The organism is Kitasatospora sp. NPDC096077, from assembly GCF_040303245.1.
Lineage (GTDB): Bacteria > Actinomycetota > Actinomycetes > Streptomycetales > Streptomycetaceae > Kitasatospora.
This window is the reverse complement of record NZ_JBEOSV010000022.1, coordinates 109,771-135,711: the sequence shown is the minus strand read 5'-3', so window position 1 is coordinate 135,711 and position 25,941 is coordinate 109,771. Positions and strand designations below refer to the sequence as shown.

Sequence of the window (25,941 nt, the reverse complement as noted above, 5' to 3'; positions counted from 1 at the left end):
CGAGGCCGACAGATCCCGTTGAGGACCCGAGGTCAGTCAGGCGGTGGGTCAGACCTGTCCGGGAACCGCTCATGAACATCCTCACTGTCAGGCGGGCAGCCGGCCGTCCAGGGGTGCCGGCGAGCCCGCAGGGAGCTGCGCTTCGTGGTGGCGCAGCAGCGCCCTCGCCGCGAGCAGCGAGACCGGGACGGCCACGGCCGGCACCGTCCACCACGGCAGGCCGGCCCAGCACGCGAGCACCGTGGGTGCGGCGCAGATGACCAGCGTCAAGAGGAAGAGCGGCCGGGCGAGGGCGGGTATGCCGGGGCGGCCGGTGAAGTGCAGCGCGCCCAGGGCGGCGGTGAACACCGCGACCAGCGCGTTGAGGGTGCCCAACCCGGCGGCGAAGTGCACCTCGTCGCGCGGTGCGTCGTGGGTGGCCTGGGTGACGCCGGCCTTCTCCAGGCGCATCACCCGGCCGCGCCACACCGTGCCGTCCACCCGGTCACCGGGCTTCAGGCTCTCCAGCAGCGGGCCGGCGTCGTCGAACCCCGTCTCGCCGCTCCAGTACGGCGAGCCGTCCAGCGTCGCCCGGAACTTGGAGCTCTTGCCCGCGCTGTGGACGACCGTGCCGTTGACGGTGAACGGCACGGTCCGCACACACTCCTCGATCGTCGCGCCCGGGCTCCCGGCCGGGCAGGCCGCGGCGGTCGTGTACGCGCGGTACCGCTCGGTGTCGGTCGGCAGCGTGACGGCGAGCGCGTACGAGGCGGCCGCTGCCGGGATGAGGGCTGACGCGGCGAACAGCGCGCCGCCTACGCGGGTCGATGTTGAGGGACGGTGGGTCATGACGGTTCTCCCCGTGGTCCGGTGGGTGGCCGGACCGCCCTGGTCGCCGTCGCCGGGGCGTGCCGCCCCGCCCCTTCCGGGGTCGGACGGCACCGGACGGCCGGAACGCCGGACGGTGTCGCAGTTCTCGGAATCGGTTCGGAGTCCGCCGAAGCCCTCCGGCGAGGGGGGCCGGAGTCGGCGGCCGCAGTGGCGGACCTCGCGTCGAGCGCCATGCACACCGCCCCCCCCGGACCGGCCTTCGGGCACAACTGTCCCTTGCTCGCCGACCAGGCTTCCCGGCACTCCTTCGTGCACGCTACCGGACTCCGACCTTGCTTCGCACGGGAGTTCGGGCGGGCATGCGAGCCGATTCGCACGACCGAACACCGCTGGTGACCGGCCGTGCGCGGGGTGCTGATCTTCGCCCGTACGGCGTCCCGCACCCCGCGCGTTCCGGACCCCGAGACCCCGTCATACCCAGGTGCCACACGTCGACTTGGCTCCCCGGTATGACGGCTCGGGCCGCACCCCGCCCGTAGCGTCGGTGGCCGTGGCGCGGGACCGCGCCGGAACGGGGAGGAACAGCGATGGGCAGGCGCGGGCGGGGCGTGGCGGCGGTGCTGCTGGCGGCGACGGTGACCCTGGGTGTGGTGGTCGGCGCGCCGGGCGCGATGGCGGACGCGACAACGGGTCGGGGCGGTGGGTCATTGGCCCATGCCGCGCTGCCGCGACCGACCGGGCCGTACCCGGTCGGCACGACGGCCCTGCAGCTCACGGACGACGGCCGGGACGACCCCTGGCAGCCCGGGCAGCACCGCAAGCTGATGATCAGCTTCTGGTACCCGACCGCCCGGCCCGCCACCGGCGCCGACCGGGCGCCGTACATGGTGCCCGCCGCGGCCGAACACTTCGGCAGCGCCGGCAGCGTCGCGCAGACCCAGCACCTCTTCGAGCCCGGCCGCACCGACTGGGCGGGCATCCGCACCCACGCCCGCGCCGACGCGCCCGCGCTGCCCGGCCTGCCCGGCTCGTCCGGCTCGCCCGACGGCAAGCGGCCCGTCGTGCTGTACGAGGCCGGCTTCGGCGACCCGCGCACCTGGAACACCGAACTGGTCGAGGACCTCGCCTCGCGCGGCTACGTCGTCGTCACCGTCGACGCCACCTACGAGGCCTCCGAGGTCGCCTTCCCCGACGGCGAGTTGGTCACCTCGGTGATCCCCTCGCTGATGGTCCCCGGCACCGACATCGGCGCCCTCCTGCGCAAGATGCTGCAGACCCGGGTCGACGACACCCGCTTCGTGCTGGACCGGTTGGCCGGGCTGCGCGACGACCGGCGGCTGCCGGCCGGCCTCGGCGCCTCCCTCGATCTCGACCGGATCGGCATGGTCGGCCACTCCGGCGGCGGTTCCGCCGCCCTCCAGACCATGCACGACGACCCGCGCCTCAAGGCCGCCGTCAACCTCGACGGCCAACTGCACTTCCCCGGCCCGGACGGGCAGACGGGGGTGAATCTGACCAGCGTCGCCGCGGACGGCCTCGACCGGCCGTTCCTGCTCATGGGCACCCAGGAATCCGACTCCGGCAGCTACCACAACCAGCCCGGCTGGGACGCCCTCTGGCAGCACAGCACCGGCTGGCACGCCGACTTCACCCTGAAGGGCTCCCGGCACGGCTCCTACACCGACTCCGAATCGCTGCTGCCCCAACTCGCCCGCCAGGGCGCGATCAGCGGCACCCAGCTGACCCGGGACATCGGCGACGTCCGCCCCGCCCGCGCGGTGCTCGCCACCCGCTCGTACGTGGCCTCCTTCTTCGACCGCTGGCTGCGCGGCCACGACGACCACCTGCTGGACGGCCCGTCCGGGCGCTTCCCGGAGATGGTCTACGAGCCCTAACGGGCGGGTTGCGGCCCGGCCTGCTGGTAGAGCGTCACCACCAGGCCGTGCACCGGCTCGCCGTCCGGCTCCTCCTCCGCCTCGTCGACCAGGGCGGCCAGCGCCTTGGCGAGCCGCGCCGCCTTGGCCGGGCTGAGCCGGATGTGGCGCAGGGTGAGCAGGTGGCCGACCGGGGAGCGCTCCAACTCCTGGGCCACGGCCCCGAACAGCGCCGCCGTGCCCTCGGGCTGCGGGTCGGCGACGACGAGCCGCTCGGCGGACCGCCGGTAGTACTTCTCGGTGCCGCCGCGCACCCGCCGGGTTCCCGCCTCCTGGACCAGCCCCGCCTCGCACAGCACCCTGAGGTGGTGGGAGACGCCGCCCTTGTTCACCCCCAGCTGCGCGGCGAGCCGGCTGATCGTCGACGGCCGGCTGCTCAGGGCGAAGAGCAGGCGCTGGCGCGTCGGGTGGGCGAGGGCGGTGTGCTGGGAGGGAGTGCTGATCCGCTGGACGTCGTCGACCGATTGTTGGCTCATCGGATCAAGCGTTAAGTGTGATTGACGCTTTGACAAGCCGCTGGTCTACTCGCTGCCCATGACCTCCACCACACCCTCAGCCGCCCTGCTGGACACCGTCGCCGTCGTCGAGTCGATCGCCGACCTGGTCGCCGGGAACTACGTCTTCCCCGACGTCGCCCGGCAACTGGCCGACCTGCTGCGGCGCCGGAACGCCGAGGGCGGCTACCGGGCCGACTCCGCCGAGGAGTTGGCCGAGACCGTCACCGCGGAGCTGCGGTCCGTCAACGGCGACCTGCACCTGGCCCTCAAGCACCACGCCGTACCGGTGCCGGCCGAGCGGGGCGCGGCGGTGCTCGCCGCGATGCGGCGGGACTTCGACGCCTCGCTGGGCGGGGTACCCCGGGTGGAACTCCTCGACGGGGGCGTCGCCGTCCTGGAGATCGGGCCCAAGATGTTCCCGCTGGACTGGGCCGCCCAGCCGCTCGCCGCGGCGCTCTCCCTGGTCGCCCCCGCCCGCGCCCTCCTCCTGGACCTGCGCCGCAACACCGGCGGCGACCCGAACACGGTCGCCTTCGTCTGCGGCTACCTGCTCGACGGCCGCACCCACCTCAACACCCTGCTCTCCCGGCAGGGGGAGCTCGCCGAGCAGTCCTGGACACCCCCGTACGTCCCGGGCGCCCGCTTCGGCGCCGACAAGCCGGTGTACGTGCTGACCAGCGGGGACACCTTCTCCGCGGGCGAGGAACTCGCCTACGACCTCCAGCAGCTCGGCCGCGCCGAGACCGTCGGCGAGGCCACCCGGGGCGGTGCCCACCCGCGCGACGGCTGGACGGTGCACCCGCACCTGGAGCTCAGCGTGCCCGTCGCCCGCGCGGTCAACCCGGTCTCCGGCACCAACTGGGAGGGCACCGGCGTCCGTCCCGACGTGCCGTGCGATGCGGGGGAGGCACTCGACCGCGCGCTGTCGCTGGCCGTGGCGCGCCTGGCGTAGCGCCCGGTCGGGGCGAGGCCGGGCTGCTAGGGGTCGCACCAGAGAGGACTGGCACCGGATTCTGCCGTTGTCGTCGGGCGCGCCGTCAGATCCCTGCTCGCTCCGTACCGCGACCTGCGGCATCGTCCGCCGCGTCCCGCTCCGGTGGTGGTGCCGCGGGGGTGGCGGCGGCCGGACGGTGGCGGTGGGACGGTCGGCCCGGGGAATGTGCGGGGTAGTGTCGGTGATCGGCGGCGAGGTCCTGACGGTTGCCGGGCGACTCGCCCGACGCCGCAGGCCAGTTGGGCCGGTGTGGCCGCCGCGGTGCTCTTCCGCTCGGCGGGGAGGTGCCGCCGGGACCGGCCGATCCGATGCTCCCCGGAGTCCCGCCCCCGTGGGCTCCGGGGCCTTTCCGAGGAGTCCGCATGTCCCGCCTCCGATCGCTCCGGTCGCTGCTCGGCCTGGGCGCCGCGCTGGCCCTCCTCGCCCCCGCGGGCCCCGTCGGCTCCGCGGTGGCCCAACCCGCGCACCACCGGGCCGAGTTCAAGGTGCTCGTCTTCTCCAAGACCGGCGCCTACCGGCACACCTCGATCCCCACCGCCGTCCAGGCGATCAAGGACCTCGGCGCCGCCCACGGATTCGCGGTCGACGCCACCGAGGACGACACCGTCTTCACGCCGGCCAACCTCGCCCACTACCGGGCCGTCGTCTTCGCCCTGACCAGTGGCAACGTCCTCACCGACCCCGAGAAGGCCGCCTTCGAGGGCTACATCCACGCCGGCGGCGGCTACGCGGGCATCCACTCCGCCTCCGACACCGAGTTCGACTGGCCGTTCTACGGCCAGGTCGTCGGCGCCTACTTCAAGAGCCACCCGCACGGGCAGTTCCAGGCCCGGGTGATCGTCGAGGACCACGACAACCCCAGCACCGCCCACCTGCCCGCCGTCTGGACCCGCACGGACGAGTGGTACAACTTCCGCACCAACCCCAGGAACGCCGTGCACGTCCTCGCCTCCGTCGACGAGACCAGCTACGACGCGGGCCCCGACCGAATGGGGGACCACCCCATCACCTGGTGCCAGGACGTCCAGGGCGGCCGGTCCTGGTACACCGCGATGGGACACGGTGACGAGTCGTACGCCGACCCGGCCTTCCGGGGGATGCTCCTCGGCGGGATCCGGGTGGCGGCGGGGGCCGCCGAGGCGGACTGCAGTCCGTCGGACGGGCCGGGGGACGGGCCGGGGGACGACGGTCAGTGAGTGGGCGGTGGCGAGGGCGCCACGGCGGGTGCCGTCAAAGGGTGGTGCGATAGGCCTCCAGGCGTTCGGCGAGCTCCTTGGGGTGGCCGAGCATCGGGAGGTGGTCGCCGGGCATCTCGTCCGACCGGATGCCGAGTCGCTCGGCCGTCACCCGTCGCATGAACTCGGCCGGGAAGAAGCGGTCACCGGTCGCCAGCAGGGCCCTGGTCGGCACCTCCGGCCAGGCGTCCAGGGGCCACGGGGCCCCGAACGGCGTTGCGGCCTGGGCGCGTTGGTGCCCGGACAGCAGCTCGGCGGCGAGGGCCGGCGGGGTGTCGTGGAGCAAGAGGGAGAGCGGGTCCTCCTCGGCGCCCTCGGGCACGCCCCGGCGCCGGTCGGCCTCCTGCCGGGCCGGCCCGTACCCCGTGGCGTCCCACCACTGGCCGGGGGACTCGCCCGGTGCCGGGATCTGCGCCTGCAGCATGACCAGTAGGTCCACCGGCAGGCGGTCGCACACCAGGGGGCCGGTGAAGCCGCCGAAGGAGTGGGCCACGACCACGAGTTCACGCCGGTCGCCGACCGCCTCGACCACCGCGTCCGCGTACTCGGCGAGCCCGGCCGACTCGTCCTCGCACGGCAGGTCCGGCGCCACCACCTCGTGGCCCCGCCCCCGCAGCTCGGCGGCCAGCGGCCCCCAGTACCACGCATCCGCCGCCGCGCCGTGGACCAGCACGTACGTCGCCACCGTGCACCACCTCCGTCACCCGGAACCCACCGCCCACCGGCGGCACTTCACCCACCGCAAGCTACCGTCCCGCACCGACAACCGGTGCCTCACCACGAGGGGGCGAGGTTGGCGCGGGTGTACGCCTCCGCGATCCCGAACACGCTTGCGCAGCGCGGGCACTCCGCCCGCCCGAACAGGTGGCGGATGCCCTCGGCGAGTCGGGGCTGTCCGTCGCGCACGGCCGTGGCGTGCAGCCACCGGCCGAGGTCGGACAGGTCCTCCGCCGGCGCCGGTCGCAGCGCGCGCCGATCGATGTCGCCGCGGTCCCAGTCCCGGATCGCCGAGTAGTGGCCGTGCTCGCCGATGGCGACGATCACCTCCACGTCGCAGCGGGGGCACGGCACGGGGTAGAAGTCGTCGGTGAAGCCCTCCATGGCGGCGGCCCAGTGGTACTGGCCCGCGAGCGCGAGCAGGTCGCCGAAGGCCCGCTGGTAGTCGGACGGCCGGGACCGGAGCCGCCGGTCCGCGAGTTCCCGCAGGGCGGCGATCGCCTCCGTGCAGGCCGCGAGCAGGGCATTGCCGCCGTGGTGCTGCACGGCGCCGCGCATGATCGCGCAGGCCAGGTCGAGGGCCCGGTCTCTGTACGGGGCCAGCGCCGCGAGGCGGGGAAGGGCCGCGAAGCTGGCCGGGGAGACGGTCTCCCCATGGAGGCAGAGACGGTCTCCCAGCTCGTCCCAGGCGGCTGGGGCGTCCGACCGTTCGACCTGCTCCAGCAGCGCCGGCACCCGGGCCGTCGCCCCGTGGGCGTCCATCACCTGCGTCCAGTTCGTCACCCAGGCATTCAACCGGCTACCGAATCCCGGGCGTGGCGGGGCGCGGCTCTGTGGGGGCCGGTGGCGGTGGGGGTGGAAATCGGGGAGGCTCGGGCGCATGGTTTCGGTGGTGCAGAACGTGGCGATCGACTGTGCGGATGCCTACGGGCTGGCGCAGTTCTGGAGCAGGGTGACCGGCCGGCCGTTGGGGCCGGAGGACGGGCCGGGGGACCGGGAGGTGGCGGTGCGGCTCGCGGAGGGGCCGGTGCTGTACTTCAGCGAGGTGCCCGAGCCCAAGACGATCAAGAACCGGATCCATCTGTGCCTGCGCCCGGAGGACACCCGGGAGCGGGAAGTGGAACGCCTGTTGGCCCTCGGCGCCAGCATGGTCGCCGACCGCCGCAACCCCGACGGCTCCGGCTGGGCCGTCCTCGCCGACCCCGAGGGCAATGAATTCTGTGTGCTGCGCAGCGAGTCCGACCGGGCCGCGATGGGCTCCTGACGCCCGCGGGCGTCCCCTCGCGGCCCGGTACGGACCCGGGCCCCGGCGGTCGGCCGCCGCCGGGGTCAGCCCACCCCGACCACGTTGGTCTGGGACAGCGGGAAGCAGGTCGGCGTCTCCTTGGTCAGGGAGATGTCCAGGGCGCTGACCGTCCCGGGGTGGAGCGCGCCCTCGGGCGCGGTGTTGAGCACCAGCAGGCGCTCGCCGGGCGGGACGGCGGCCGGGTGGAGGATCGCGATGCGACCGTTGCGGGGGTCGAGCGACATCACCGCGTCCAGCCGGCTGCTGTCGGTGGTCACCGGGGTGTGGCAGGACGCCGAGGGCTTCATGACCAGGGCGGGCACCCCCACCGAGCGCAGGGCCTCCTGGAGCCCGGACCATTCGGCGCCGGTCAGTTGGACGGAGACGGTGCCGTCCTGGTTCGGGGTCACCGTGTAGGAGGCGGTGCTGAGCCGCACCGGGGTCGGGGCGTCGCCCGCCGCGGACCGGGTCGCGGTGGGCACGGCCTGGGGGGCCTGGGCGGACGGTGAGGTGTCGGCCTGCGGCACCAGGACGGCCACCGTGACGGCCGCGGTGACGGTGGCGGCCAGGCCGAGGCCGGTCGTCAGCAGCCTGCGGGTGGGGCGCGGCCGGAACGGGACCGGGGTGCCCGGGGTGGGGCGTTCGGCCGTGGCCAGGTCGGCGGCGCGGGCGGTGAGTTCGGCGCCGAGCTGCTGCTGGAAGTTCAGGGGCGTGCTCACGGGGCGACCTCCAGGAGGGTGTTCACGGACTCGTAGTCGGTGCCGGTCTGCGGGGCGGCCTTCCGCAGCTCGTTGCGGGCGCGGTGCAGCCGCACCCGGGCGGTGGCCGCGTTGATGCCCAGCGCCTTGGCCGCGTCGCGGACGGTCAGCCCGTCGACGGCCACCAGGTCGAGCACCGCGCGCAGCGGTTCGGACAGGGCGGCGTGCCGGGCGGCCAGGGCGCGGGCGTCGCGGGCCGCGTCGATGCGGTCCTCGATCGCGGAGACGTCCTGGTCGTCCAGCATCCGTCGGCCGGCGATCCTGGCCGTCGCGTGGAGTTCGCGGGCGTTGCCGCGGAAGTGCGAGGCCACGACGTTGCGGGCGATGCCGTACAGCCAGGCGGCGGGCGTGCCGCGGCGGGGGTCGTAGCCGTCGGCCTGCTCCAGCGCGGTCAGGAAGACGTCGGCCGTCAGATCGGCGGCCAGGTGCGGGCTGTCGGTGCGCCGGGTGACGAAGCCCAGCACGGTGTCGAACTGCTGCCGGTAGAAGACGGCGAACGCCGCCGGGTCGCGCGAGGGTGGGGCCGTTTGTTGCTCCGCTGACACGGGTGACTCCTTGGAACGACGATCACTGCCTTACGTCTCTACTTGGCTCCGGCCGTCCAGGGCGTTACATCCGTCTCCATCTACGTCTCCGCCGCCGTCTTCACCGCCGCGCTGTCCCGCTGATGTGATCATCATGACGGCGGGGCGGCAAACTCCGTCCTAGCCCTGTCGTAGCCCCGCCAGTTCCTCCGCCGAGAGCAGCAGCCCGCCCGCCGCCGCCGAGTCGCGGATGGAGGCGGGGCGGCGGGCGCCCGGGATCGGCAGGACGGCCGGGGACTGGGCGAGGTGCCAGGCCAGGCAGACCTGGTGCGGGCTGACGCCACGGGCGCGGGCGAGTGCGTGGAACGGGGTGTCGGTCGGGGGCGTGTCCGTGCCCGGGTCGTCGACGGCGCTGCGGGAGATGCCGCCGAGCGGGCTCCAGGGGAGGAAGGCCAGGCCGAGTTCGGTGCACAGGTCGAGGGTGTCCCGGGTCTCCTGGTGCGCGGGGGAGAAGCGGTTCTGCACGGAGACCAGGTGCGGGCCGAGGATCTCCCGCGCCGCGCGGATCTGCGCGCAGTCCACATTGGAGATTCCGGCCATCCGGATGGTCCCGGCGTCCACCAACTCCCGTAGTGCGCCCACCGATTCGGCGAAGGGGACGGCCGGGTCCGGCTTGTGCAGCTGGTAGAGGCCGATGGCCTCCACGCCGAGCCGGACCGCCGAGGCCTGGGCGGCCCGGCGCAGGTGGCGCGGGTCGCCGTCGACCGTCCAGCTGCCGTCGCCGGGGCGGCCCCGGCCGCCCTTGGTGGCCACCAGGACCTGGGTGCCGTGACCGTGGGCGGCCAGTGCGCGGGCCACCAGCCGTTCGTTGTGGCCGAGTTCGTCCGCGTGCCAGTGGTAGGAGTCGGCGGTGTCGATCAGCGTGACACCCGCGTCGAGGGCGGTGTGGATCGTCGCGAGCGCCTGGTCCTCGTCCGGGCGGCCCTCGACGGACAGTGGCATCGCGCCGAGGCCGACGGCGCCGACGTGGACGCCGCCGATGCCGCGGGTGGCGGGAGTCGTCCTGGTCGCGGTCATGCGCGGGCCTCCTTGACGGCCAGGGGCAGCCAGTCGGTGACGGGGGAGAAGGGGAAGCCGAGCCGGGCCGCCCGGCCGGTGTCCATCGCGTAGCAGCGGTCGAAGGAGAACGGGGAGGGGGAGGGGACCGGGGAGGGGGATTCTGTCGCGCCCGTGTCGAACACCGGCTCGGCGCCGACCTCACGGCCCACCACCGCGCACAACTCCCGTACATCCAGGGGCGCTTCGGATGCCGCGTTGACCGGTCCGGTGAACTCCGCGGCCGCCGCCCAGGCCAGGAAGCGGGCCATCTCCGGCGCGTGGACGAAGGACGCGCGCTGCGGTGCCGGGTGGACGGCCACCGGCAGGCCGTGCTCGATCCGCTCCACGTAGTGCGCCAGCCGTCCGGTGAAGTCCGCGCCGCCGAGCACGTGCGCGGTTCGGGCGGTGACCAGGTCGAAGGGCGCCTGCCGGGTGAGCAGCGCCTCCGCCTGGCGCTTGCCCTCGGCGTAGTGGCTGCTCGCGAACTCCTGCTCCTGCCAAGGAAGTCGCAGGTCGACGGATTCCGTCGACAGGTCGAGTGCCTGCTCCGCGAGCGGCGGTCCGCCGGGTCGGCCGAGGTGGGCGTAGACCTCCACGGTGGAGGTGAGCAGATAGCGCGGGGTGCGCCCGGCGAACACCCGGGCGGCGACGGCGGCCTGGGCGGGGGTGTAGCAGACCTGGTCGACGACCGCGTCGAAGCGTCGTCCGCCCAGCGCGGTGCGCAGCGCGTCCTCGTCGGCGCGGTCGGCGCGCAGCCGGGTGACGCCGTCCGGGGCGGGGGTGGAGCCGCGGTTGATGACGGTCACCGCCGCGCCCGCGTCCCGGAGTTCCTCGACCAGCCGCCTCCCGAAGTAGCGGCTCCCGCCGATCACGCACACGTCCATGCTTCCGATTCCTTCCCTCGTCTCCGGCTTCCGCCGACCAGCCTGCCGTGGAACGCTCATCAGCAGTAGTGTGGAAGCAGCGGATCCGTCGTTAGGAGAACTGTTGATCGACGTCCAGCGGCTCGCGGTGCTCCGGGAGGTCGCCCGCCGCGGCAGCTTCAACCAGGCGGCCCAGGCGCTGCACTGCACCCCCTCGGCCGTCTCCCAGCAGATCGCCGCACTCGAACGCGGCCTCGGCACGCCCGTCGTGGCACGCTCCACCCGCGGTGTCACCCTCACCGACTCGGGCCGCCTCCTGGTCGAGGCCGCCGACGCGATCGCCGCCGAACTCACCGACACCCAGCAGCGGATCGCCCGGCTCACCGCCGAACACACCGCGCTGACCGTCGCCGCCTTCGCCAGCGGCGGGCGGCGTCTGCTGCCCGAGCCGCTGGCCCGCTTCGCCGCCGACCACCCCGAGGTCGAACTGACCATCCTGGAAGCCGAGCCCGAGGAGAGCCTGCCCGCCGTCCGCGAGGGCCGCGCCGACCTCGCCCTCGCTTACCACCTCGACGGCCCGCCGCCGGCCCGGCCCGGCGACCGCTCCGGGCTGGACTGGACCCCGCTCGGCGAGGACCCGCTCAGGATCGTGCTGCCCGTCCACCACCCGGCCGCGGCCCGCTACCGGGACCGGCCCGAGGCCCCGCACCTCGCCGAACTCGCCGACCAGCGCTGGATCCTGGGCTGCCGCAAGTCGGCCGGCCAACTCGCCCGGTACGCCGACCTGGCCGGCGTCGAGCTGCGGATCTGCTGCACCGCGACGGACTACGAGTTCGCCCAGTCCCTGGTCCGGGCCGGCATCGGCATCGCACTGATCCCCGAGATCGGCCTCGCCCCGCACCCGGACCTGGTCGCCCTCCCGCTCGCCGAACCCGGCCCGCGCCGCCACCTGGGGCTCGCCCTCGCCCGCCGCCGGCGCGGGCCCGTCGCCCGGCTGGCCGAGGAACTGGCCGCGCGGCTGGCCTCCCGGCCTGCCTCGGGGGTGTGGCCGTGAACCCGCACCCCCACGACGAAGCACCCGACGGCCTGACCCGACGCGCCCGGTCGTTCATCGCCGCCCACGGCGTCCGGTCCGAGCCCCGTTGCCTGGAGCAGTACCGGCAGTGGTGGCTGGACCGGGGCATCCCGGCCGGGGTGATCGACCGGATGACGGAGTACCAGCGGCGCTGGGGCGGCCTGGCGCTGCCGCCGTCGACGGCGTACGACGGCGGCCCCCGATCCTTAGCCCCCGGCGGCCGGACTCGACATCGGCGGCGGGATGCGCGTGCACATCGAGGCCCCGCCGCAGGAGATCAAGCGCATGGTCAAGGACCTCCGCGCCCGCGCCCAGGCCCAGGAACGCCTCGACGCCGGCCGGCCGCAGCAGGCCGCCGACCGGAAGGCCCCTGGAGCAGGAAGTCGACGGGATCGACTTCCTGCTCCGCCGGTTCAGTGCCACGGCGATACGACCCGCCCGGTCCGGAATCCGTTGGCCCGGCGCCCGGCCGGGCGGCAGACTACCCGCCATGCAGACGATCGACGAGCGCATCGCGTCCATGGCCCGCCAACTCGCCGAAGTGCCGGGCGTGGTGGGGGTGATGCTCGGGGGGAGCCGGGCGCGTGGCGAGCACCGGCCCGGGTCGGACTGGGACCTCGGCGTCTACTACCGGGGCGCACCCGACCTGGCCGCACTGCGGGCGCTGGCCGGTCCGGAGGTGGAGGTGGCCGGGCCCGGCGGCTGGGGGCCGTGGGTGAACGGCGGTGCGTGGCTGCGGGTCGACGGGGTCGCCGTGGACTGGATCCTGCGGGACCTCGACCGGGTCGAGCGGGTGTGGGCGGACTGCCGGGCCGGCCGCTACGAGGTCGGGGTGCAGGCCGGGCACCCGCTGGGCTTCTGGTCGCCCTGCTACCCCGGCGAGGTCGCCCTCGGGCGCGTACTCGCAGACCCAGCAGGGGAGTTGACCGCGCTCAAGGCGCGGACCGCCCGGTACCCCGAGCCGCTGCGCGAGGCCCTGACGGCCGGGGCGTGGGAGGCGGGCTTCCTGGTCGACGTCGCGGCCAAGGGGGCCGCCCGGGGCGACGTCCTGTACGTCTCGCTCTGCCTGTCCCGGGCGGTGGGCGTCCTGGTGCAGGCGCTGTACGCACGCGACCGGCGCTGGTGCCTCAACGAGAAGGGCGCGCTCGCCGTGGCCGAGCAACTCCCGGGCGTGCCAGCGGACTTCGGCTCGCGGGTGCGTCGCCTGCTGGGGTCCGCGGGGGAGGGGCCGGAGGCGTTGACCGCGACGGTCGAGCGGGCGCGGGAACTGGTCGGGGAGGTGTCGGCCGTCCTGCGCGGATGACCCGACCGAGGACACACGCGTTCCCCGCCATTCTCAAGCTATAGCGCACGGGGGGCCTTGCCGCAAGGCCCCGGTCATGCCGCAGAATCTCCAACTCCAGGGCAGGCCCTGGGTGAACGGGAGGAATGACGACATGCGAGTGGTGCTCTCCACGTACGGGTCGCGCGGCGACGTCCAGCCGCTGGCGGGTCTCGCGGTGCAACTGCGGGAACTCGGCGCGGAGGTACGGGTGTGCGCCCCGCCGGACGAGGAAGGTGCGCGACGGCTGGCCGCCGCCGGGGTGGAGCTGGTGCCGGTCGGGGAGTCGGTGCGGTCGGTGGTGCGCAAGGCGCTGCCGGATCCGGGTGACTTCCCCCGCCGGGTGGCCGCGATGGTCGCGGACTTCCACGCGGCGGTCGCGGCGGCCGCCGAGCCGGGCGGCGCGGTGGTGGCCACCGGGGTCTTCCCGGCCGTGGCCGGCGCCCAGGCGGCCGCGGAGGTGGTGGGCGCCCGCTTCGCGTACGTCGCCCTCCAGCCGACCATGCTGCCCTCCCCGCACCACCGGCCGTTCGAGTTCCCGCTCCAGCCGTACCGGCCGGGGCTGACCGACAACCGGGAGCTGTGGGCGGACAACGTCCGGACCATGAACGCCCTGTTCCGCGAGCAGGTCAACGCCCACCGGGCCTCGGTCGGCCTGCCGACCGTGGACAACGTGCGCGACCACGTGTTCACCGACCGCCCCTGGCTGGCGACGGACCCGCTGCTCGGCCCCTGGCCGCAGCCCGCCGAGCTGGAGGTCGTGCAGACCGGCGCCTGGCTGCTCACGGACGACCGGCCACTGCCCGCCGGGCTGTCGGCCTTCCTCGACGCGGGCGAGCCCCCGGTGTACGTGGGCTTCGGCAGCATGCCGCTGCGCGGCGCGCCGGACGCCGCCCGGGTCGTCGTCGAGGCCGTCCGGCGGCAGGGGCGTCGCGTGGTGCTCGCCCGGGGCTGGGCGGAACTGGTCCCGGACGAGGGCGCGGAGGACTGCTTCGCCGTCGACGAGGTCAACCAGCAGGCGCTGTTCCCGCGGGTCGCCGCCGTCGTCCACCACGGCGGTGCGGGCACCACCACCGCGGCCGCCCTGGCCGGCACCCCGCAGGTGGTCGTGCCGCAGATCGTGGACCAGCCCTACTGGGCCGAGCGGGTCGCCGAGTTGGGCATCGGGGTGGCCCACGACGGTCCGGTCCCGACGGTCGAGTCGCTGTCCGCCGCGCTCAAGCGGGCCCTGGCGCCGGAGGTCGGCGCGCGGGCGGCGGAGGTCGCGGGCGGGATCCGCACGGACGGGGCGGCGGTGGCGGCGCGGCTGCTGCTGCGCTGATCCGCGGCCGGCCGGTGGCGCGGGAACGCGTGCGCGGGAGTGGGAAGTCGGTGACGTCGACTTCCCACTCCTGCGACCTAGTCCCGGAAGAACTGCTCACCCGAGTCCGGGAGTTGGACGTCGTTGCGGTCCAGGTACTCCCAGAGCTTCGCCTTCTTGCCTTCCGGCCGGGCCACCGTCACGTGCCGCAGCGGCGAGTCGCCCACGCTGACGAGCGGGGGCTCGGTGACCGTGCCGTCCGTCCAGGTCACCTTCACCCGGGCGATGTCGGGGCCGACGGCCAGCGTGACCACGTCGGCCGGAGCCACCGTGTCGCCCTTCCCTCGGTGGCCCGGCGCGCCCCCGGACAGGTACGCCCCGTTGCGGGGGTCGAGCTTGCCCGGAGACGGGGCGGTGCCTTCGGCGTCGTGACCCAGGCGTTCCCCGTCCAGCGTGAAATAGGTGTTGGTCACGTCGACGTCGGGATCGTAGTACCGGTTGACGAAGTCCTCGGTCGGCCTGGTCAGCGTCTGGTCGAACGGGCTGCGGTCCTGCCACACCGCCAGCGCCTGCGCGTACGCCCGCTCCTTCGGCGCCGCCGGCCACAGTGCCTGCCACAGGATCCACAGCTTGCCGTCCGCTGTGGTGCCCTGCTCCAGGGGCACCCGGACCGGGGTGAGCGGGTCCCGGACCGCCGGGGTGGCGGCCGCCGACGGCGGGCCGCCGGTGCCCGAACCGAGACCGCTGCCGGCCGGGACCAGCGGGTGGCCCGCCGTCGGCTCCGGACGCAGTTCGGTGATCGCCCCGCCCGCCAGCACCAGCACCGAGGCCAGGGCCAGCGCGCCGACCACCGATCGGCGGCGGCGCCGGATCCGCCGTCCGCCCGCCAGGATGTCCGCCACCGGCGCCGGGCCGATCCGCGCCGTCGACGCCGCCTCGGCCAGGCCCAGTCCGACCCAGAGGTCGGAGTCCCGGCCCGGCTCGGTGCCCCCCGCGTTGCCCACGTTCGCCATGCTCATACCGCCCCTCCGACCTCAGTCCTGTCCTTGAGCTCCACCAGCGCCGAGACCTGCCGCAGCCGCCCGATGCCCTTCGCCGCGTGGCTGCGCACCGCACCCACCGAACACCCCATCGCGACCGCCGTCTGACTGTCGCTCAGGTCCTCCCAGTACCGCAGCACCACCGCCTCGCGCTGCCGCGGCGGCAGGGTCGCGAGCGCCGCCAACAGCGCTCCGCGCTGGTCGGAACGGGCGTAGCCGTCCTCCGACCCCGCCGCGTCCGGCACCGCGTCGACCAGCAGCTCCGGCGGCCGGCGGCGCCAGCGGCGGGCGTGCTGGTTCACCAGGATCCGCCGCACATAGGCGTACGGATCGTCCGCCCGGCACACCTTCGACCAGGCCGCGCAGGCCTTCTCCGCGGCGGACTGCACCAGGTCCTCCGCCGCGTACTGCTCGCCGGCCAGCAGGAACGCCGTCCGCAGCAGCCGGGGCCAGGCCGTGACGATGAACGCCTGGAACTCCTCGTCCCGTGTGTTCCTCGGTTCTCCCATGAGCACCTCCTCACCCACCCAGAGCCCGGGCAGGGCCGGAAGCGCTTACTCCTCGTGGAACTCTCCGTGGAAATGGTTCCGCCGGTGCGCCCCGCCGGCGCCACCGTCCGCCGGATCATCCTCTCCCACGACGACGCCGGGTCCCCGGCCCGCAAGGATGTTCGGGACCGGTGCCGGGCCGAAGGGCGTGCCGTCGTGTTCCGGTACGCCCTTCCGGGTGACTATCGGCCAGCGGGGCGAAAGGCCGGACTCGAACGTGTGTCGGTGGCCATCATGGGTGGGTGCACTTCACCTCGGAGAGTGGTTCTGACGGCGTCTCGGAACGCCGCTTCGTCGTCGACGGCGTCCCCGGCCTGCTCTGGCAGCCGGACGGATCGGCCCTGGGCGGGCGCCCGTTGGTGCTGCTGGGGCACGGGGGCGGGCAGGACAAGTCGGGGCCGCGGGAGCGGGCGCGACGGTGTGCGGTGCGGTACGGGTGGGCGGCGGTGGCGCTGGACGCGCCCGGGCACGGGGAGCGGGCGCGCACCGCGCAGGACGAGCGGTTCGCCACCGAGATAGGGGAGTTGCTGGCGGCCGGGCGGCCGATCAGCGCCTGGGTGGCCCGGCACACGGCGGCGCTCGCCGAGCGGGCCGTGCCGGAGTGGCGGGCGGTGCTGGACGCGCTGGAGGGTCTGGCGGCGGGGGAGGGTCTCGGGCCGGTCGGGTACTGGGGGTTGTCGCTCGGGACGGCGATCGGCATCCCGCTCGCCGCGGTCGAACCCCGGGTGGTGGCCGCGGTGTTCGGGCTGGCGGGCCACGCCGCGCTGGTGGAACCGGCCGGGCGGGTGGCGGTGCCGGTGGAGTTCGTCCTGCAGTGGGACGACGAACTCCAGTTGCGCGAGGCCGCGTTGGCGCTGTACGGCGCGCTGGGTTCGCGGGAGAAGTCGCTGCACGCCAACCCCGGGGGCCACCTGGCGGTGCCCGACTTCGAGCTGGCCTCGGCGGAGCGCTTCCTGGCCCGCTACCTGCCGCGGGCCACCGGCTGAGCCGCCCCGCTCGGCTGGCTGATCCGCCCCGCTCGGCCGGCTGAGTCACCCCGCTCGGCCGGCTGATCCGCCCTGTGGAGCCCGTTGACGGGACCGCACGCCAATGCACCTCGCCGTGTTCACGATTCCGTCACATCACTCCCAGATCTCCCAGTTTCCCCACAGATTCGGATGTCCGTATTGCCGGGGCGGCGGGAATTTGTCGCGACTTGGTTGGCATGCTCATATTCCAGTGCTTGTCGGCAGTGAGTAAAACTTCGCAAAGAATTGCCCTTCGCAACCGCCTGCCCGGGGGTCGGAATCAACAGAATGTTGCAGCTCAGGGCAATAGTGGTCACCCGGCGTGGATTTGGCGTGACCCGCCGTGCCCGCCCCGTTCCACAATCCGCAGGAGTACGGTTCCCAACGAATCGCCGAACGGGCTCCTGAGCAATCTCCCGAGCCCCCTCGGCCGTACCGGGGAATTGGTGCGCCGCATGGGTCAGCTAAAGGGTGGGGAAGGAGCCTCGGAAGAGGTTCCCGGTGTCGTCCGTCCGATATCCGTCAAGTTAGTCGTCGAAGTCCTGCGCGGGATCGCCCAGGTCGATTTCATGCCGTCCGCCGTGTGCGGGCTCTTCTTCGTCGCCGCACTGTTCGCCGCCGGCTGGCAGTACGGCCTCTACGGCCTGCTCGGCAGCGCCGTCTCCACTGCCGTCGCCCACGGCCTCGGGCTGCGGCGGGACACCGTGGAGGCCGGGCTGGCCGGGTACAACGGGTGCCTGGTGGCGCTCGCCTGTGCGGTGTTCCTCGGTCCGGGGCATCCCGCCACGGTGGTGGTCGCGGTGCTCGGCGCCGCCGTCGCGGTGGTGGTCGCCGCCGGGGTCGGGACGCTGCTGGCGGGGCGCGGACTGCCCGCGCTGACCGCGCCGTTCTGCCTGGTCGCGACCGCCGTCACGGTCGCCGCGCCCGGCTTCCGGCGGTTGTGGCCCACGGGTGCCGGACCGGCCGCGCTGCCCGTACCGGCGGCCGGGGGAACCGCGCTGAGCTGGGAACAGCTCTGGCACGGGTTCTTCGCCAACATCGGCCAGATCTTCTTCATGCCGCAGTGGTACGTCGGTCTGCTGTTCCTGGCGGGCCTGTTCGCGGCCAGTCGGCTCGCCGGGGCGGTGGCCTGCGGCGGCAGTGCCGTGGGACTGCTCACCGCCTGGGCGTTCGGTGCGCCGGCCGAGGCGGTCGGACAGGGGCTGCTCGGGTACAGCGGGGTGCTGGTGGCGCTCGCGCTGTGCGGGGTGTTCGTCGTCGCCGACGGCTGGAGCGCGGCCTACGCCGTGCTCGGCGCGGCCGCGGCCACCGTGCTGACCCCGGCGCTCGGCGCGCTCACCGCGCCGTTCGGCGGCCACGCCTTCACCTGGCCGTTCGTGCTGACCACCCTGCTGTTCCTGGCGGCGGTACCGGCGGTCCCCCGATTGCGTCGGGCCTGATCCCGCGGGCGCCCTAATCTGGTATTCCCGTTCCGGCGCTCGCGTCCCGGTACCCCGGTCGTCCAACTCCCTTGTTTTTCATCTGACTTGTAATTCCGTCGGATTCTCGGAAAGGAGGAGTGGTTCCCGTGAATCTCTCCCCGCGTGAGATGGACAAGCTCTACATCTACGTCGTGGCCGATCTGGCCCGCAAACGCCGCGACCGCGGCGTCAAGCTCAACTACAGCGAGGCCTGCGCACTGATCAGCGAGGCCATCATGGAGGGCGCCCGGGACGGCCGCACCGTCGCCGAGTGCATGGAGATCGGCAAGCAGGTGGTCAGCAACGCCGAGGTGATGCCCGGCGTGCGCGAGATGCTGCCGCTGCTCCAGGTCGAGGCCGCGTTCCTGGACGGCACCAAGCTGGTCTCCTGCCACGACCCGGTCGGTGCCTGACCGATGACTGCACGTCAGCCTGCCCTGGTCGTCCTGGCCGGTGGGCACGAGAGCGACGGCGGCCGGCACCTGGCCGACCTGGTGGACCCGGTCGGGCGCAGCGGTCACGGGTTCACCGTGCACGCCACGGCCGCCCCCGGCCGTCCGCTGGCCGAAGCCGTCCGCTCCGCGCTCGCGGCCGGCGACGCACCGGTGTGCGTCGTCCCGATGACACACGGACGGGACCCGAGACTGGTCGCCGACACCGCCCGCGCCCTGCGCTGGCTCGCCGCCGGCGAGGGCCGCGGACGGCTCGCGCTCACCGCGCCCTTCGGCGCCGCCGAGCACCTGATCGGCTGGTTGCGCGCCGCCGCGGCGACGGCCGGCGACGGGGACGCCGTCCTGGTCACCGCCCCGGCGGCCGGCCCCTTCGAGGACGCCGAACTGTTCCGGATCGCCCGCCTGGTCCGCCAGTACGGGCGGCACCACCGGGTCGAGGTCGCCTTCACCGGCGGCGACCCGGATCCGGCCGAGGGCGTCGAACGCTGCCGCCTGCTCGGCGCGGAGCGGGTCACCGCCGTCCCGGCCTCCTTCGGCCCGGCGCTGCCGGCCGCGCTGCTCGACGGCCCCGCCGACCGCGGTCCGACCGCGCACGTACGGGCCGGCGGCCCGCTGCTGCGCCCGTCCGCGATCGCCGGGGTGGTCGCGGCCCGCACGGCGGCGGCCCTGCACCTGCTCGGCCACGGCGAGGACGGCATCCTGGCCGGCCTCGACGCCGAGCACGGCCACGGCTACGCCCACAGCCACGGGCCGGGCGACCAGTCCCACGGCCACACCCACGGCGCCCCCCACGCCCACGGGCCGGGCGACCAGCCCCACAGCCACGGCCCGGGCGACCAGCCCCACAGCCACACCCACGGCCACCCCCACGGCCACACGCCCAGCCACTCCCACGCACACACCCCCACCGAACCGGCAGAGAGGAAGGCCAGCCATGTCCGGTAGCGCCGCATACCTGTACGGCGACGACCCCGTGGAGATCAACGCCGGCCGTACCAAGGCCACCATCACGGTCAGCAACACGGGCGACCGCGCGATCCAGGTCGGTTCCCACTACCACTTCTTCGAGGCCAACCGCGCCCTCGACTTCGACCGCAACGCCGCCTTCGGCAAGCACCTCGACATCCCGGCCGGCACCGCCGTCCGCTTCGAGCCCGGCGACACCAAGGACGTCACCCTCGCCGAGTTCGGCGGGCACCGCCGCCTGGTCGGCTTCAGCAACCTGGTGGACGGCGGCGTCACCGCCCGGGACACCCGCGTCCGCGCCATCGACCGGGCGATCGCCCGCGGCTTCAAGGGCACCCACCTGGAGAACAAGGACGACGACCTGCACGGCAGGGACTTCCACACCCACATCCACCCGGAGACCCACGAGGAGGGCGACCGCTGATGGCCATGCTGTCCCGCAAGCAGTACACCGACCTGTTCGGCCCCACCGTCGGCGACCGCTTCCACCTCGCCGACACCAACCTGGTGGTCGAGGTCGAGAAGGACCACAACCAGGGCCACTACGGCGACGAGGCCGTCTACGGCGGCGGCAAGGGCATCCGCGACGGCATGGCCCAGGACCCGGCGGCGACCTCCGTCCAGGGCGCGCTCGACCTGGTCATCACCAACGTCGTCGTGCTGGACCCGGTGCTCGGCGTGGTCAAGGGCGACATCGGCGTCAAGGACGGCTTCATCACCGCCGTCGGCAAGGCCGGCAACCCGCACACCCAGAGCGGGGTGCACCCCAAGCTGGTGATCGGCCCCGGCACCGAGGTGATCTCCGGCGAGCACCTGATCGCCACCGCCGGCGGCATCGACACCCACATCCACTTCATCGCCCCGCAGCAGGCCCAGGAGGCGCTGAGCAACGGCATCACCACGCTGATCGGCGGCGGCACCGGCCCGTCCGACGGCACCAACGGCACCACCTGCACCCCCGGGCCGTGGAACATCGGCCGGATGTACCAGGCGGTCGAGGACCTCCCGGTCAACGTGGGCCTGCTCGGCAAGGGCAACGGCTCGCTGCCGGGCGCACTGCGCGAGCAGGTCGAGGCCGGCGTGTGCGGCCTCAAGGTGCACGAGGACTGGGGCAGCACCCCGGCGGCGATCGACAGCGCGCTGAGCGTCGCCGACGAGTACGACGTGCAGGTGGCCATCCACACCGACACCCTGAACGAGTCCGGCTTCTTCGAGGACACCCTGTCCGCGATCGACGGCCGCACCATCCACACCTTCCACACCGAGGGCGCGGGCGGCGGCCACGCCCCCGACATCATGCGGATCGCCGGCGAGCCCAATGTGCTGCCGTCCTCCACCAACCCGACCCTGCCCTACACCGTCAACTCGGTGGACGAGCTGCTCGACATGGTGATGGTCTGCCACCACCTCAGCCACGACATCCCCGAGGACGTCTCCTTCGCCGACTCCCGGGTGCGCGCCGAGACCATCGCCGCCGAGACCGTGCTGCACGACGAGGGCGTCATCTCGATCTTCTCCTCCGACTCGCAGGCCATGGGCCGGATCGGGGAGTCCTTCACCCGCGCCTTCCAGACCGCCCACCACTGCAAGGCGGAGCGCGGCAAGCTGGCCGGCGACAGCGAGCGCAACGACAACTTCCGGGTGCTGCGCTACCTCGCCAAGCTCACCATCAACCCGGCGATCGCCTCCGGCACCGCCGAGCACATCGGCTCGCTGGAGCCCGGCAAGCTGGCCGACATCGTGCTGTGGCCGATCAACTCCTTCGGTGCCAAGCCCAAGTTGGTCATCAAGGGCGGCCTCATCAACTGGGCGCTGATGGGCGACCCGAACGCCTCGCTGCCCACCCCGCAGCCGGTGTACTACCGGCCGATGTACGGCGCGCTCGGGCGGGCCAAGCAGGCCACCCGGATCACCTTCATGTCCCAGGCCGCCGTCGACCTCGGGGTGCCGAAGGAACTCGGCCTGGACAGCCGGGTGCTGCCGGTGCGGCACTGCCGCTCGGTGGGGAAGCAGCACATGGTGCGCAACGACGCCCTGCCGAGGATCGCGGTCGACCCGGAGACGTACAAGGTCACCCTGGACGGCGAGCCCGCCACCATCGAGCCGGCCCGCGAACTGCCGCTCAACCACCTGTTCTACCTCGCGTGAGCGGCGTCGCCGAGCCTGGTCCCGGGCCTGGTCCCGGTCCCGGGCCTGGTCCCGGTCCTGAGGACGGTGGCGGCGCGGGCCTGGACGCCCTGCTGGTCAGCCTCCAGCTGACCGACTCGGCCTTCCCCAGCGGCTTCTACACCCTCTCGCACGGTCTGGAGGGCTACGCCCAGGCGAAGGCCGTCACCGCCGACACCATGCCCGCGCTGCTCGTCGACCTGCTGCGGCACAGCGTGGGACCGGCCGACGCCACGGCGCTCGCGCTGGCCCACCGGGCCGCCGCGGCCGGTGACTGGGAGCTGCTGGTCGAGACCGACCAACGGCTGCACGCCACCAAGCTCAACCGTGAGCTGCGGATCGCCGCCACCCGTACCGGACGCCAACTCCTGGACATCGCCCGGGAGTCGGTGGGCGGCGAGCCGCTGGAGCGGTACGCCGCCCTGGTCGCCGAGAAGCGTGCCCCCGGCTGCCAGGCGGTGGCCGCCGGGGTCGCCTACGCCTCGGCCGCCGTACCGGTCGAACAGGCCGTCGCCAGCGACCTGTTCGCCTTCTGCACCAGCTTCGTCGGCGCCGCGCTGCGGCTGCGGCTGACCGACCACCGCAGGGCGCAGGTGGTCCTGCGGGCGGCCGCCCCGGTCATCCGGGAGGTGGTGGCGGCCGCGCTGGTACGGGAGTCGGCGGACCTGGGCGGCTGCGTGCCGATCGCGGACGCGATGTCCGGCCGGCACGAGCGGGCCGAGGCCCGGCTGTTCGCGAGCTGAACCCACTCATTCCATTTCTGCTTCCGCTGCTACTGCTTCCGCTTCCGCTTCTGCTTCTGCAAGGAGATCCGCATGACCGAGAACGTGCTCCGGGTGGGCATCGGCGGCCCGGTCGGTTCCGGCAAGACGGCGCTGATCGAGGCGCTGGTGCCGGTGCTGATCGCGCGCGGCCACCGCCCGGCGGTCATCACCAACGACATCTACACCCAGGAGGACGCCCAGCACGTCCGCCGCACCCTGGCCGGGGTGCTCGACCCCGAGCGGGTGGTCGGCGTCGAGACCGGCGCCTGTCCGCACACGGCGGTGCGGGACGACCCGACCATGAACCTCGCCGCCGGGGCGGAGATGCTGGAGCGCTTCCCCGACGTCGACACCCTGCTGTTCGAGTCCGGCGGCGACAACCTGACCCTCACCTTCAGCCCGGTGCTGGTCGACCTCTTCCTGTTCGTGCTGGACACCGCCGAGGGCGAGAAGATGCCCCGCAAGCGCGGCCCGGGCATCACCGAGTCGGAGCTGCTGGTCATCAACAAGATCGACATCGCCCAGTACGTCCGCGTGGACCTCGGCGTCATGGAGTCCGACGCCCGCCGGGTGCGCGAGGGCGGTCCGGTGGTGCTCACCAACTGCCTGACGGGGGAGGGGCTGGAGGAGATCGCGACCTTCCTGGAGACCTTCCGGAAGGTCCCGGCGTGACGACCCTCGCCCCGGGTTCCGTCCCCCGGCTGGACCCCCGGCACTACGAGCCCGCCCGGGTCCCGTCCGAGGTCCGCCGGTACGCCGGGACGCCCGACACCCTCGCGGTCGGGCGCCCCGGCAAGGTCGGGCTGCTGGAGCTGGCCTTCGAGCGGATCGGCGGGCGCACCGAACTCACCGGCCACTACCAGAAGTCGCCGCTGCAGATCATGCGCCCGCTGTACTTCGACCCGGCCCGCCCCGACCTCGCCGTCACCCTGCTGATGTCCACCGGCGGCGGCATCCTCCAGGCCGACCGGCTGCGCACCGACGTCCGCTGCGGCGCCGACACGGCCGTCCACCTCACCACCCAGGCGGCCACCAAGGTCTACCGGATGGAGTACGACTACGCGACGCAGCTGGTCAACCTGGAGGCCGGGCCGGGCGCCTATGTGGAGTACCTGCCCGAGCCGGTGATCCCCTTCGTCGACGCCCGGTTCTACCAGCGCACCGTGCTGACCGTGGACCCCGGGGCGACGGTGCTGGCCGGCGAGACGGTGCTGGCCGGGCGCCTCGCCCGGGGCGAGCGCAACGCCTACCGGGTGTTCGCCTCGGACCTCGAAGTCCGGCGCCCGGACGGCGAGTTGGTGGCCCTGGACACGGTGCGGCTGGAGCCCTCGGGCGGCGGCACGACGGGCCCGGCGGTGCTCGGCGGGCACGACGTGATGTCCAGCCTGTACGTGCTCAGCCCGCTCGCCCCGGCGGCGCGGATCGCCGACGTCCTGCACGAGGCGCTGGCGGAGCGCGGGCTGCTGTACGGGGTCAGCGTGCTGCCGCAGGACAGCGGCGCCTGGCTGCGGCTGCTCGACTCCGACACCCGGGCCTGCGCCGCCGCGCTGCGGGCGGCCTGGGACGCGGTGCGGCGGCTGCTGATCGGGGTCCCGGCGCCGGAGCTGCGGAAGACCTAGTGCCGCGCGGCGGGAAGCCCTTCTCGGCCCGGAGCTCTCTCTCGGCCTAGAGGTCCTTCTCGGCCAGCCGGGCGATCTGCCGGTGGCTGAGCTCGACCGTGCGGCTCATGTGCCGGAGCAGGAAGTCGAGTTGGTCCTCGCTGTCCTCGGCGTACATCGCCACCCAGTCGACGCTGAGGGCGCGCCACACCTCCCCGAAGCGCTCCAGTGCCTCGGGGAGCACGGCGACCAGCACCCGGCGCCGGTCCGTCTCGTCCCGTCGCCGGACCACCAGGCCGGCCTTCTCCAGCCGGTCGACCAGTCGGGTGGCCGAGCCGCTGGTGAGCCCGGTCAGTTCGGCGATCCGGCCGGTGGTGACCGGGCCGTCCTCCAGGGTGAGCAGGTTGAGGCACTGGACGTCGGTCGGGTGCATGCCGAGGTGGTCGGCGACGGCCTGGTTGAACAGCACGTAGGAGGCCAGGTAGCGGCGTGAGACCGGCCAGAGCCGGGCCATCAGTTCGTCGCGGGAGGGCGTCATGGGGCCAGGGTAACCGGCGGCCCGATAAAAAGTTGCGTCGCGCAGAGATGTCTCCTTACATTGACTGCATGACGCAGATAAATGCTCGACTCCCCGTCGCCGTGACCGGCGCCACCGGCGCCCAGGGCGGCGCCACCGCCCGCGCCCTGCTCCGGGCCGGCCGTCCGGTCCGTGCCCTCACCCGCGCCGTCGGCTCCCCGGCCGCCCGCGAACTCGCCGCCCTCGGAGCCGAGTTGGCGTACGCCGACTTCGACGACCCGGCCTCGCTCACCGCCGCCCTCGACGGCACCGGCGCCCTCTTCGCGATGTCCACCCCGTTCGGGACGGACCTCGACACCGAGATCCGCCAGGGCACCGCCCTGCTCGACGCGGCGGCCGCCACCGACTCCGTCCGGCACGTGGTCCTCACCTCCGCCAGCAACGCCGACCGCTCCACCGGCATCCCGCACTTCGACTCCAAGCAGCGCATCGAAGAGCACCTCGCCACCCTCGACCTGCCCTGGACCGTCCTCGGCCCGGCCGTCTTCCTGGACAACTACGCCAACGACTGGACCCTCCAGGCCCTGCGCGAGGGCGTCTTCCTCCTCCCGATGCCCGCCGACACCCCCATCCCGGTGATCGCCGCCGACACCATCGGCGCCTTCGCCGCCCACGTCCTCGCCCACCCGGACGGCTACACCGGCCGCCGCATCGACATCGCCTCCCAGTGGCGCACCGGCCACCAGATCGCCGCCGCCATCACCGCCGCCTCCGGCCGACCGATCCGCTGCGAGCAGGTGCCGCTCTCCGTCGTCGAGACCTACTCGGCCGACCTCGCCGCGATGTTCCGCTACTTCCAGCAGGTCGGCCTCGCCATCGACACCGAGGCCCTGCACGCCGCCCACCCGACCGTCGACTGGCGCACCGCGGAGGCCTGGGCCGCCGACCAGCCCTGGGAGTTGTGAGCCGCACGCCGCGGGGCGGGAGCCCGGGCTCCGGGGTGGCGGGCGGT

The 25,941-nt window shown here is 73.8% G+C and carries 28 protein-coding genes; 17 read left to right on the top strand and 11 right to left on the bottom strand.

What is annotated here, in order from left to right:
• Window positions 1-87: 87 nt before the first annotated feature.
• Window positions 88-828 carry a hypothetical protein gene (locus ABTZ03_RS20750; protein WP_350514483.1) on the bottom strand — a complete coding sequence of 247 codons (741 nt, stop codon included), beginning with the start codon at window positions 826-828 and terminating at the stop codon, window positions 88-90.
• A 569-nt stretch (window positions 829-1,397) separates the two neighbouring features.
• Here ABTZ03_RS20750 and ABTZ03_RS20745 point away from each other — a divergent pair.
• Entirely contained in the window at window positions 1,398-2,705 is a 1,308-nt protein-coding gene (locus ABTZ03_RS20745; protein WP_350514482.1) for an alpha/beta hydrolase family protein, read from the top strand.
• Here the strand turns inward: ABTZ03_RS20745 and ABTZ03_RS20740 are convergent.
• Entirely contained in the window at window positions 2,702-3,220 is a 519-nt protein-coding gene (locus tag ABTZ03_RS20740) for an ArsR/SmtB family transcription factor (protein ID WP_350514481.1), read from the bottom strand. The two genes, ABTZ03_RS20745 and ABTZ03_RS20740, sit on opposite strands and share 4 nt — an antisense overlap.
• Window positions 3,221-3,278: 58 nt before the next feature.
• Here ABTZ03_RS20740 and ABTZ03_RS20735 point away from each other — a divergent pair, with 58 nt between their 5' ends.
• On the top strand, window positions 3,279-4,193 hold the full coding sequence (locus ABTZ03_RS20735; protein ID WP_350514480.1) for a S41 family peptidase: 915 nt from the start codon (window positions 3,279-3,281) through the stop codon (window positions 4,191-4,193).
• Between the two features lie 404 nt (window positions 4,194-4,597).
• Complete coding sequence (locus tag ABTZ03_RS20730) at window positions 4,598-5,431, top strand: ThuA domain-containing protein (RefSeq protein ID WP_350514479.1); 834 nt, start codon at window positions 4,598-4,600, stop codon at window positions 5,429-5,431.
• Window positions 5,432-5,465: 34 nt separating this feature from the next.
• On the opposite strand, the gene ABTZ03_RS20725 is transcribed toward ABTZ03_RS20730, so the two are convergent.
• Complete coding sequence (locus ABTZ03_RS20725) at window positions 5,466-6,155, bottom strand: alpha/beta fold hydrolase (RefSeq protein WP_350514478.1); 690 nt, start codon at window positions 6,153-6,155, stop codon at window positions 5,466-5,468.
• 89 nt (window positions 6,156-6,244) lie between these two features.
• Complete coding sequence (locus ABTZ03_RS20720) at window positions 6,245-6,970, bottom strand: hypothetical protein (RefSeq protein WP_350514477.1); 726 nt, start codon at window positions 6,968-6,970, stop codon at window positions 6,245-6,247.
• A 97-nt stretch (window positions 6,971-7,067) separates the two neighbouring features.
• Between ABTZ03_RS20720 and ABTZ03_RS20715 the strand changes: the two genes are divergently transcribed.
• Window positions 7,068-7,451, top strand: coding sequence for a VOC family protein (locus ABTZ03_RS20715; RefSeq protein ID WP_350514476.1), 384 nt, complete (start codon window positions 7,068-7,070; stop codon window positions 7,449-7,451).
• 65 nt (window positions 7,452-7,516) lie between these two features.
• On the opposite strand, the gene ABTZ03_RS20710 is transcribed toward ABTZ03_RS20715, so the two are convergent.
• The 4 genes from ABTZ03_RS20710 to ABTZ03_RS20695 all read right to left on the bottom strand — a co-directional run bounded on the left by ABTZ03_RS20710 (window position 7,517) and on the right by ABTZ03_RS20695 (window position 10,736).
• Window positions 7,517-8,191, bottom strand: coding sequence for a hypothetical protein (locus ABTZ03_RS20710; protein WP_350514475.1), 675 nt, complete (start codon window positions 8,189-8,191; stop codon window positions 7,517-7,519).
• The gene (locus tag ABTZ03_RS20705; protein WP_350514474.1) at window positions 8,188-8,775 is read right to left on the bottom strand and encodes an RNA polymerase sigma factor; all 588 of its coding nucleotides are present in this window, start codon (window positions 8,773-8,775) and stop codon (window positions 8,188-8,190) included. Before ABTZ03_RS20705 ends, ABTZ03_RS20710 begins: the two co-directional genes overlap by 4 nt.
• A gap of 159 nt (window positions 8,776-8,934) precedes the next feature.
• On the bottom strand, window positions 8,935-9,831 hold the full coding sequence (locus ABTZ03_RS20700; RefSeq protein ID WP_350514473.1) for an aldo/keto reductase: 897 nt from the start codon (window positions 9,829-9,831) through the stop codon (window positions 8,935-8,937).
• Window positions 9,828-10,736 carry an NAD-dependent epimerase/dehydratase family protein gene (locus ABTZ03_RS20695; protein WP_350514472.1) on the bottom strand — a complete coding sequence of 303 codons (909 nt, stop codon included), beginning with the start codon at window positions 10,734-10,736 and terminating at the stop codon, window positions 9,828-9,830. Before ABTZ03_RS20695 ends, ABTZ03_RS20700 begins: the two co-directional genes overlap by 4 nt.
• A gap of 103 nt (window positions 10,737-10,839) precedes the next feature.
• Here ABTZ03_RS20695 and ABTZ03_RS20690 point away from each other — a divergent pair, with 103 nt between their 5' ends.
• From ABTZ03_RS20690 to ABTZ03_RS20680, 3 genes are all read left to right on the top strand, one after another.
• On the top strand, window positions 10,840-11,769 hold the full coding sequence (locus ABTZ03_RS20690) for a LysR family transcriptional regulator (protein WP_350514471.1): 930 nt from the start codon (window positions 10,840-10,842) through the stop codon (window positions 11,767-11,769).
• 511 nt (window positions 11,770-12,280) lie between these two features.
• Window positions 12,281-13,093, top strand: coding sequence for a nucleotidyltransferase domain-containing protein (locus tag ABTZ03_RS20685; protein WP_350514470.1), 813 nt, complete (start codon window positions 12,281-12,283; stop codon window positions 13,091-13,093).
• Window positions 13,094-13,226: 133 nt separating this feature from the next.
• Complete coding sequence (locus ABTZ03_RS20680; RefSeq protein ID WP_350514469.1) at window positions 13,227-14,432, top strand: glycosyltransferase; 1,206 nt, start codon at window positions 13,227-13,229, stop codon at window positions 14,430-14,432.
• 77 nt (window positions 14,433-14,509) lie between these two features.
• Here the strand turns inward: ABTZ03_RS20680 and ABTZ03_RS20675 are convergent, their stop codons facing one another.
• Together ABTZ03_RS20675 and ABTZ03_RS20670 are read right to left on the bottom strand one after the other, a co-directional pair.
• The gene (locus tag ABTZ03_RS20675; protein WP_350514468.1) at window positions 14,510-15,430 is read right to left on the bottom strand and encodes a hypothetical protein; all 921 of its coding nucleotides are present in this window, start codon (window positions 15,428-15,430) and stop codon (window positions 14,510-14,512) included.
• The gene (locus ABTZ03_RS20670; RefSeq protein ID WP_350514467.1) at window positions 15,427-15,960 is read right to left on the bottom strand and encodes a SigE family RNA polymerase sigma factor; all 534 of its coding nucleotides are present in this window, start codon (window positions 15,958-15,960) and stop codon (window positions 15,427-15,429) included. The genes ABTZ03_RS20675 and ABTZ03_RS20670 overlap by 4 nt, the downstream gene beginning before the upstream one ends.
• Window positions 15,961-16,241: 281 nt before the next feature.
• Between ABTZ03_RS20670 and ABTZ03_RS20665 the strand changes: the two genes are divergently transcribed.
• The 9 genes from ABTZ03_RS20665 (at window position 16,242) to ABTZ03_RS20625 (ending at window position 24,433) form a co-directional block, all read left to right on the top strand.
• On the top strand, window positions 16,242-16,985 hold the full coding sequence (locus tag ABTZ03_RS20665) for a dienelactone hydrolase family protein (protein ID WP_350514466.1): 744 nt from the start codon (window positions 16,242-16,244) through the stop codon (window positions 16,983-16,985).
• A gap of 476 nt (window positions 16,986-17,461) precedes the next feature.
• Entirely contained in the window at window positions 17,462-18,445 is a 984-nt protein-coding gene (locus ABTZ03_RS20660; protein ID WP_502894529.1) for an urea transporter, read from the top strand.
• Window positions 18,446-18,573: 128 nt separating this feature from the next.
• The gene (locus ABTZ03_RS20655; RefSeq protein WP_188310190.1) at window positions 18,574-18,879 is read left to right on the top strand and encodes an urease subunit gamma; all 306 of its coding nucleotides are present in this window, start codon (window positions 18,574-18,576) and stop codon (window positions 18,877-18,879) included.
• Window positions 18,880-18,882: 3 nt separating this feature from the next.
• A complete protein-coding gene (locus ABTZ03_RS20650) occupies window positions 18,883-19,863 on the top strand; it encodes a sirohydrochlorin chelatase (RefSeq protein WP_350514465.1) in 981 nt (326 codons plus the stop codon).
• The gene (locus ABTZ03_RS20645) at window positions 19,853-20,308 is read left to right on the top strand and encodes an urease subunit beta (protein WP_350514464.1); all 456 of its coding nucleotides are present in this window, start codon (window positions 19,853-19,855) and stop codon (window positions 20,306-20,308) included. The genes ABTZ03_RS20650 and ABTZ03_RS20645 overlap by 11 nt, the downstream gene beginning before the upstream one ends.
• Window positions 20,308-22,032 (top strand): urease subunit alpha, encoded by a 1,725-nt coding sequence (gene ureC, locus ABTZ03_RS20640; RefSeq protein WP_350514463.1) that lies wholly within the window; start codon window positions 20,308-20,310, stop codon window positions 22,030-22,032. The genes ABTZ03_RS20645 and ureC overlap by 1 nt, the downstream gene beginning before the upstream one ends.
• Window positions 22,029-22,793 carry an urease accessory protein UreF gene (locus ABTZ03_RS20635; protein ID WP_502894528.1) on the top strand — a complete coding sequence of 255 codons (765 nt, stop codon included), beginning with the start codon at window positions 22,029-22,031 and terminating at the stop codon, window positions 22,791-22,793. Before ureC ends, ABTZ03_RS20635 begins: the two co-directional genes overlap by 4 nt.
• Window positions 22,794-22,865: 72 nt before the next feature.
• Complete coding sequence (ureG, locus tag ABTZ03_RS20630) at window positions 22,866-23,486, top strand: urease accessory protein UreG (protein ID WP_350514462.1); 621 nt, start codon at window positions 22,866-22,868, stop codon at window positions 23,484-23,486.
• Entirely contained in the window at window positions 23,483-24,433 is a 951-nt protein-coding gene (locus ABTZ03_RS20625) for an urease accessory protein UreD (RefSeq protein WP_350514461.1), read from the top strand. Before ureG ends, ABTZ03_RS20625 begins: the two co-directional genes overlap by 4 nt.
• A 46-nt stretch (window positions 24,434-24,479) precedes the next feature.
• On the opposite strand, the gene ABTZ03_RS20620 is transcribed toward ABTZ03_RS20625, so the two are convergent.
• Entirely contained in the window at window positions 24,480-24,950 is a 471-nt protein-coding gene (locus tag ABTZ03_RS20620) for a MarR family winged helix-turn-helix transcriptional regulator (RefSeq protein ID WP_350514460.1), read from the bottom strand.
• Between the two features lie 68 nt (window positions 24,951-25,018).
• Here ABTZ03_RS20620 and ABTZ03_RS20615 point away from each other — a divergent pair, with 68 nt between their 5' ends.
• Window positions 25,019-25,894, top strand: a complete 876-nt coding sequence (locus tag ABTZ03_RS20615; RefSeq protein WP_350514459.1) for an NmrA/HSCARG family protein — start codon at window positions 25,019-25,021, stop codon at window positions 25,892-25,894.
• Window positions 25,895-25,941: the final 47 nt, after the last annotated feature.

What these genes read in the sequence shown, in the direction of transcription:
- ABTZ03_RS20645 (WP_350514464.1), top strand. Translation starts at nt 19,853, where the DNA reads ATGTCCGGTAGCGCCGCATACCTGTACGGCGACGACCCCGTGGAGATC.
- ABTZ03_RS20695 (WP_350514472.1), bottom strand. Translation starts at nt 10,736, where the DNA reads ATGGACGTGTGCGTGATCGGCGGGAGCCGCTACTTCGGGAGGCGGCTG.
- ABTZ03_RS20700 (WP_350514473.1), bottom strand. Translation starts at nt 9,831, where the DNA reads ATGACCGCGACCAGGACGACTCCCGCCACCCGCGGCATCGGCGGCGTC.
- ABTZ03_RS20620 (WP_350514460.1), bottom strand. Translation starts at nt 24,950, where the DNA reads ATGACGCCCTCCCGCGACGAACTGATGGCCCGGCTCTGGCCGGTCTCA.
- ABTZ03_RS20650 (WP_350514465.1), top strand. Translation starts at nt 18,883, where the DNA reads ATGACTGCACGTCAGCCTGCCCTGGTCGTCCTGGCCGGTGGGCACGAG.
- ABTZ03_RS20615 (WP_350514459.1), top strand. Translation starts at nt 25,019, where the DNA reads ATGACGCAGATAAATGCTCGACTCCCCGTCGCCGTGACCGGCGCCACC.
- ABTZ03_RS20735 (WP_350514480.1), top strand. Translation starts at nt 3,279, where the DNA reads ATGACCTCCACCACACCCTCAGCCGCCCTGCTGGACACCGTCGCCGTC.
- ABTZ03_RS20685 (WP_350514470.1), top strand. Translation starts at nt 12,281, where the DNA reads ATGCAGACGATCGACGAGCGCATCGCGTCCATGGCCCGCCAACTCGCC.
- ureG (WP_350514462.1), top strand. Translation starts at nt 22,866, where the DNA reads ATGACCGAGAACGTGCTCCGGGTGGGCATCGGCGGCCCGGTCGGTTCC.
- ureC (WP_350514463.1), top strand. Translation starts at nt 20,308, where the DNA reads ATGGCCATGCTGTCCCGCAAGCAGTACACCGACCTGTTCGGCCCCACC.
- ABTZ03_RS20740 (WP_350514481.1), bottom strand. Translation starts at nt 3,220, where the DNA reads ATGAGCCAACAATCGGTCGACGACGTCCAGCGGATCAGCACTCCCTCC.
- ABTZ03_RS20750 (WP_350514483.1), bottom strand. Translation starts at nt 828, where the DNA reads ATGACCCACCGTCCCTCAACATCGACCCGCGTAGGCGGCGCGCTGTTC.
- ABTZ03_RS20715 (WP_350514476.1), top strand. Translation starts at nt 7,068, where the DNA reads ATGGTTTCGGTGGTGCAGAACGTGGCGATCGACTGTGCGGATGCCTAC.
- ABTZ03_RS20675 (WP_350514468.1), bottom strand. Translation starts at nt 15,430, where the DNA reads ATGAGCATGGCGAACGTGGGCAACGCGGGGGGCACCGAGCCGGGCCGG.
- ABTZ03_RS20745 (WP_350514482.1), top strand. Translation starts at nt 1,398, where the DNA reads ATGGGCAGGCGCGGGCGGGGCGTGGCGGCGGTGCTGCTGGCGGCGACG.
- ABTZ03_RS20680 (WP_350514469.1), top strand. Translation starts at nt 13,227, where the DNA reads ATGCGAGTGGTGCTCTCCACGTACGGGTCGCGCGGCGACGTCCAGCCG.
- ABTZ03_RS20730 (WP_350514479.1), top strand. Translation starts at nt 4,598, where the DNA reads ATGTCCCGCCTCCGATCGCTCCGGTCGCTGCTCGGCCTGGGCGCCGCG.
- ABTZ03_RS20660 (WP_502894529.1), top strand. Translation starts at nt 17,462, where the DNA reads ATGGGTCAGCTAAAGGGTGGGGAAGGAGCCTCGGAAGAGGTTCCCGGT.
- ABTZ03_RS20670 (WP_350514467.1), bottom strand. Translation starts at nt 15,960, where the DNA reads ATGGGAGAACCGAGGAACACACGGGACGAGGAGTTCCAGGCGTTCATC.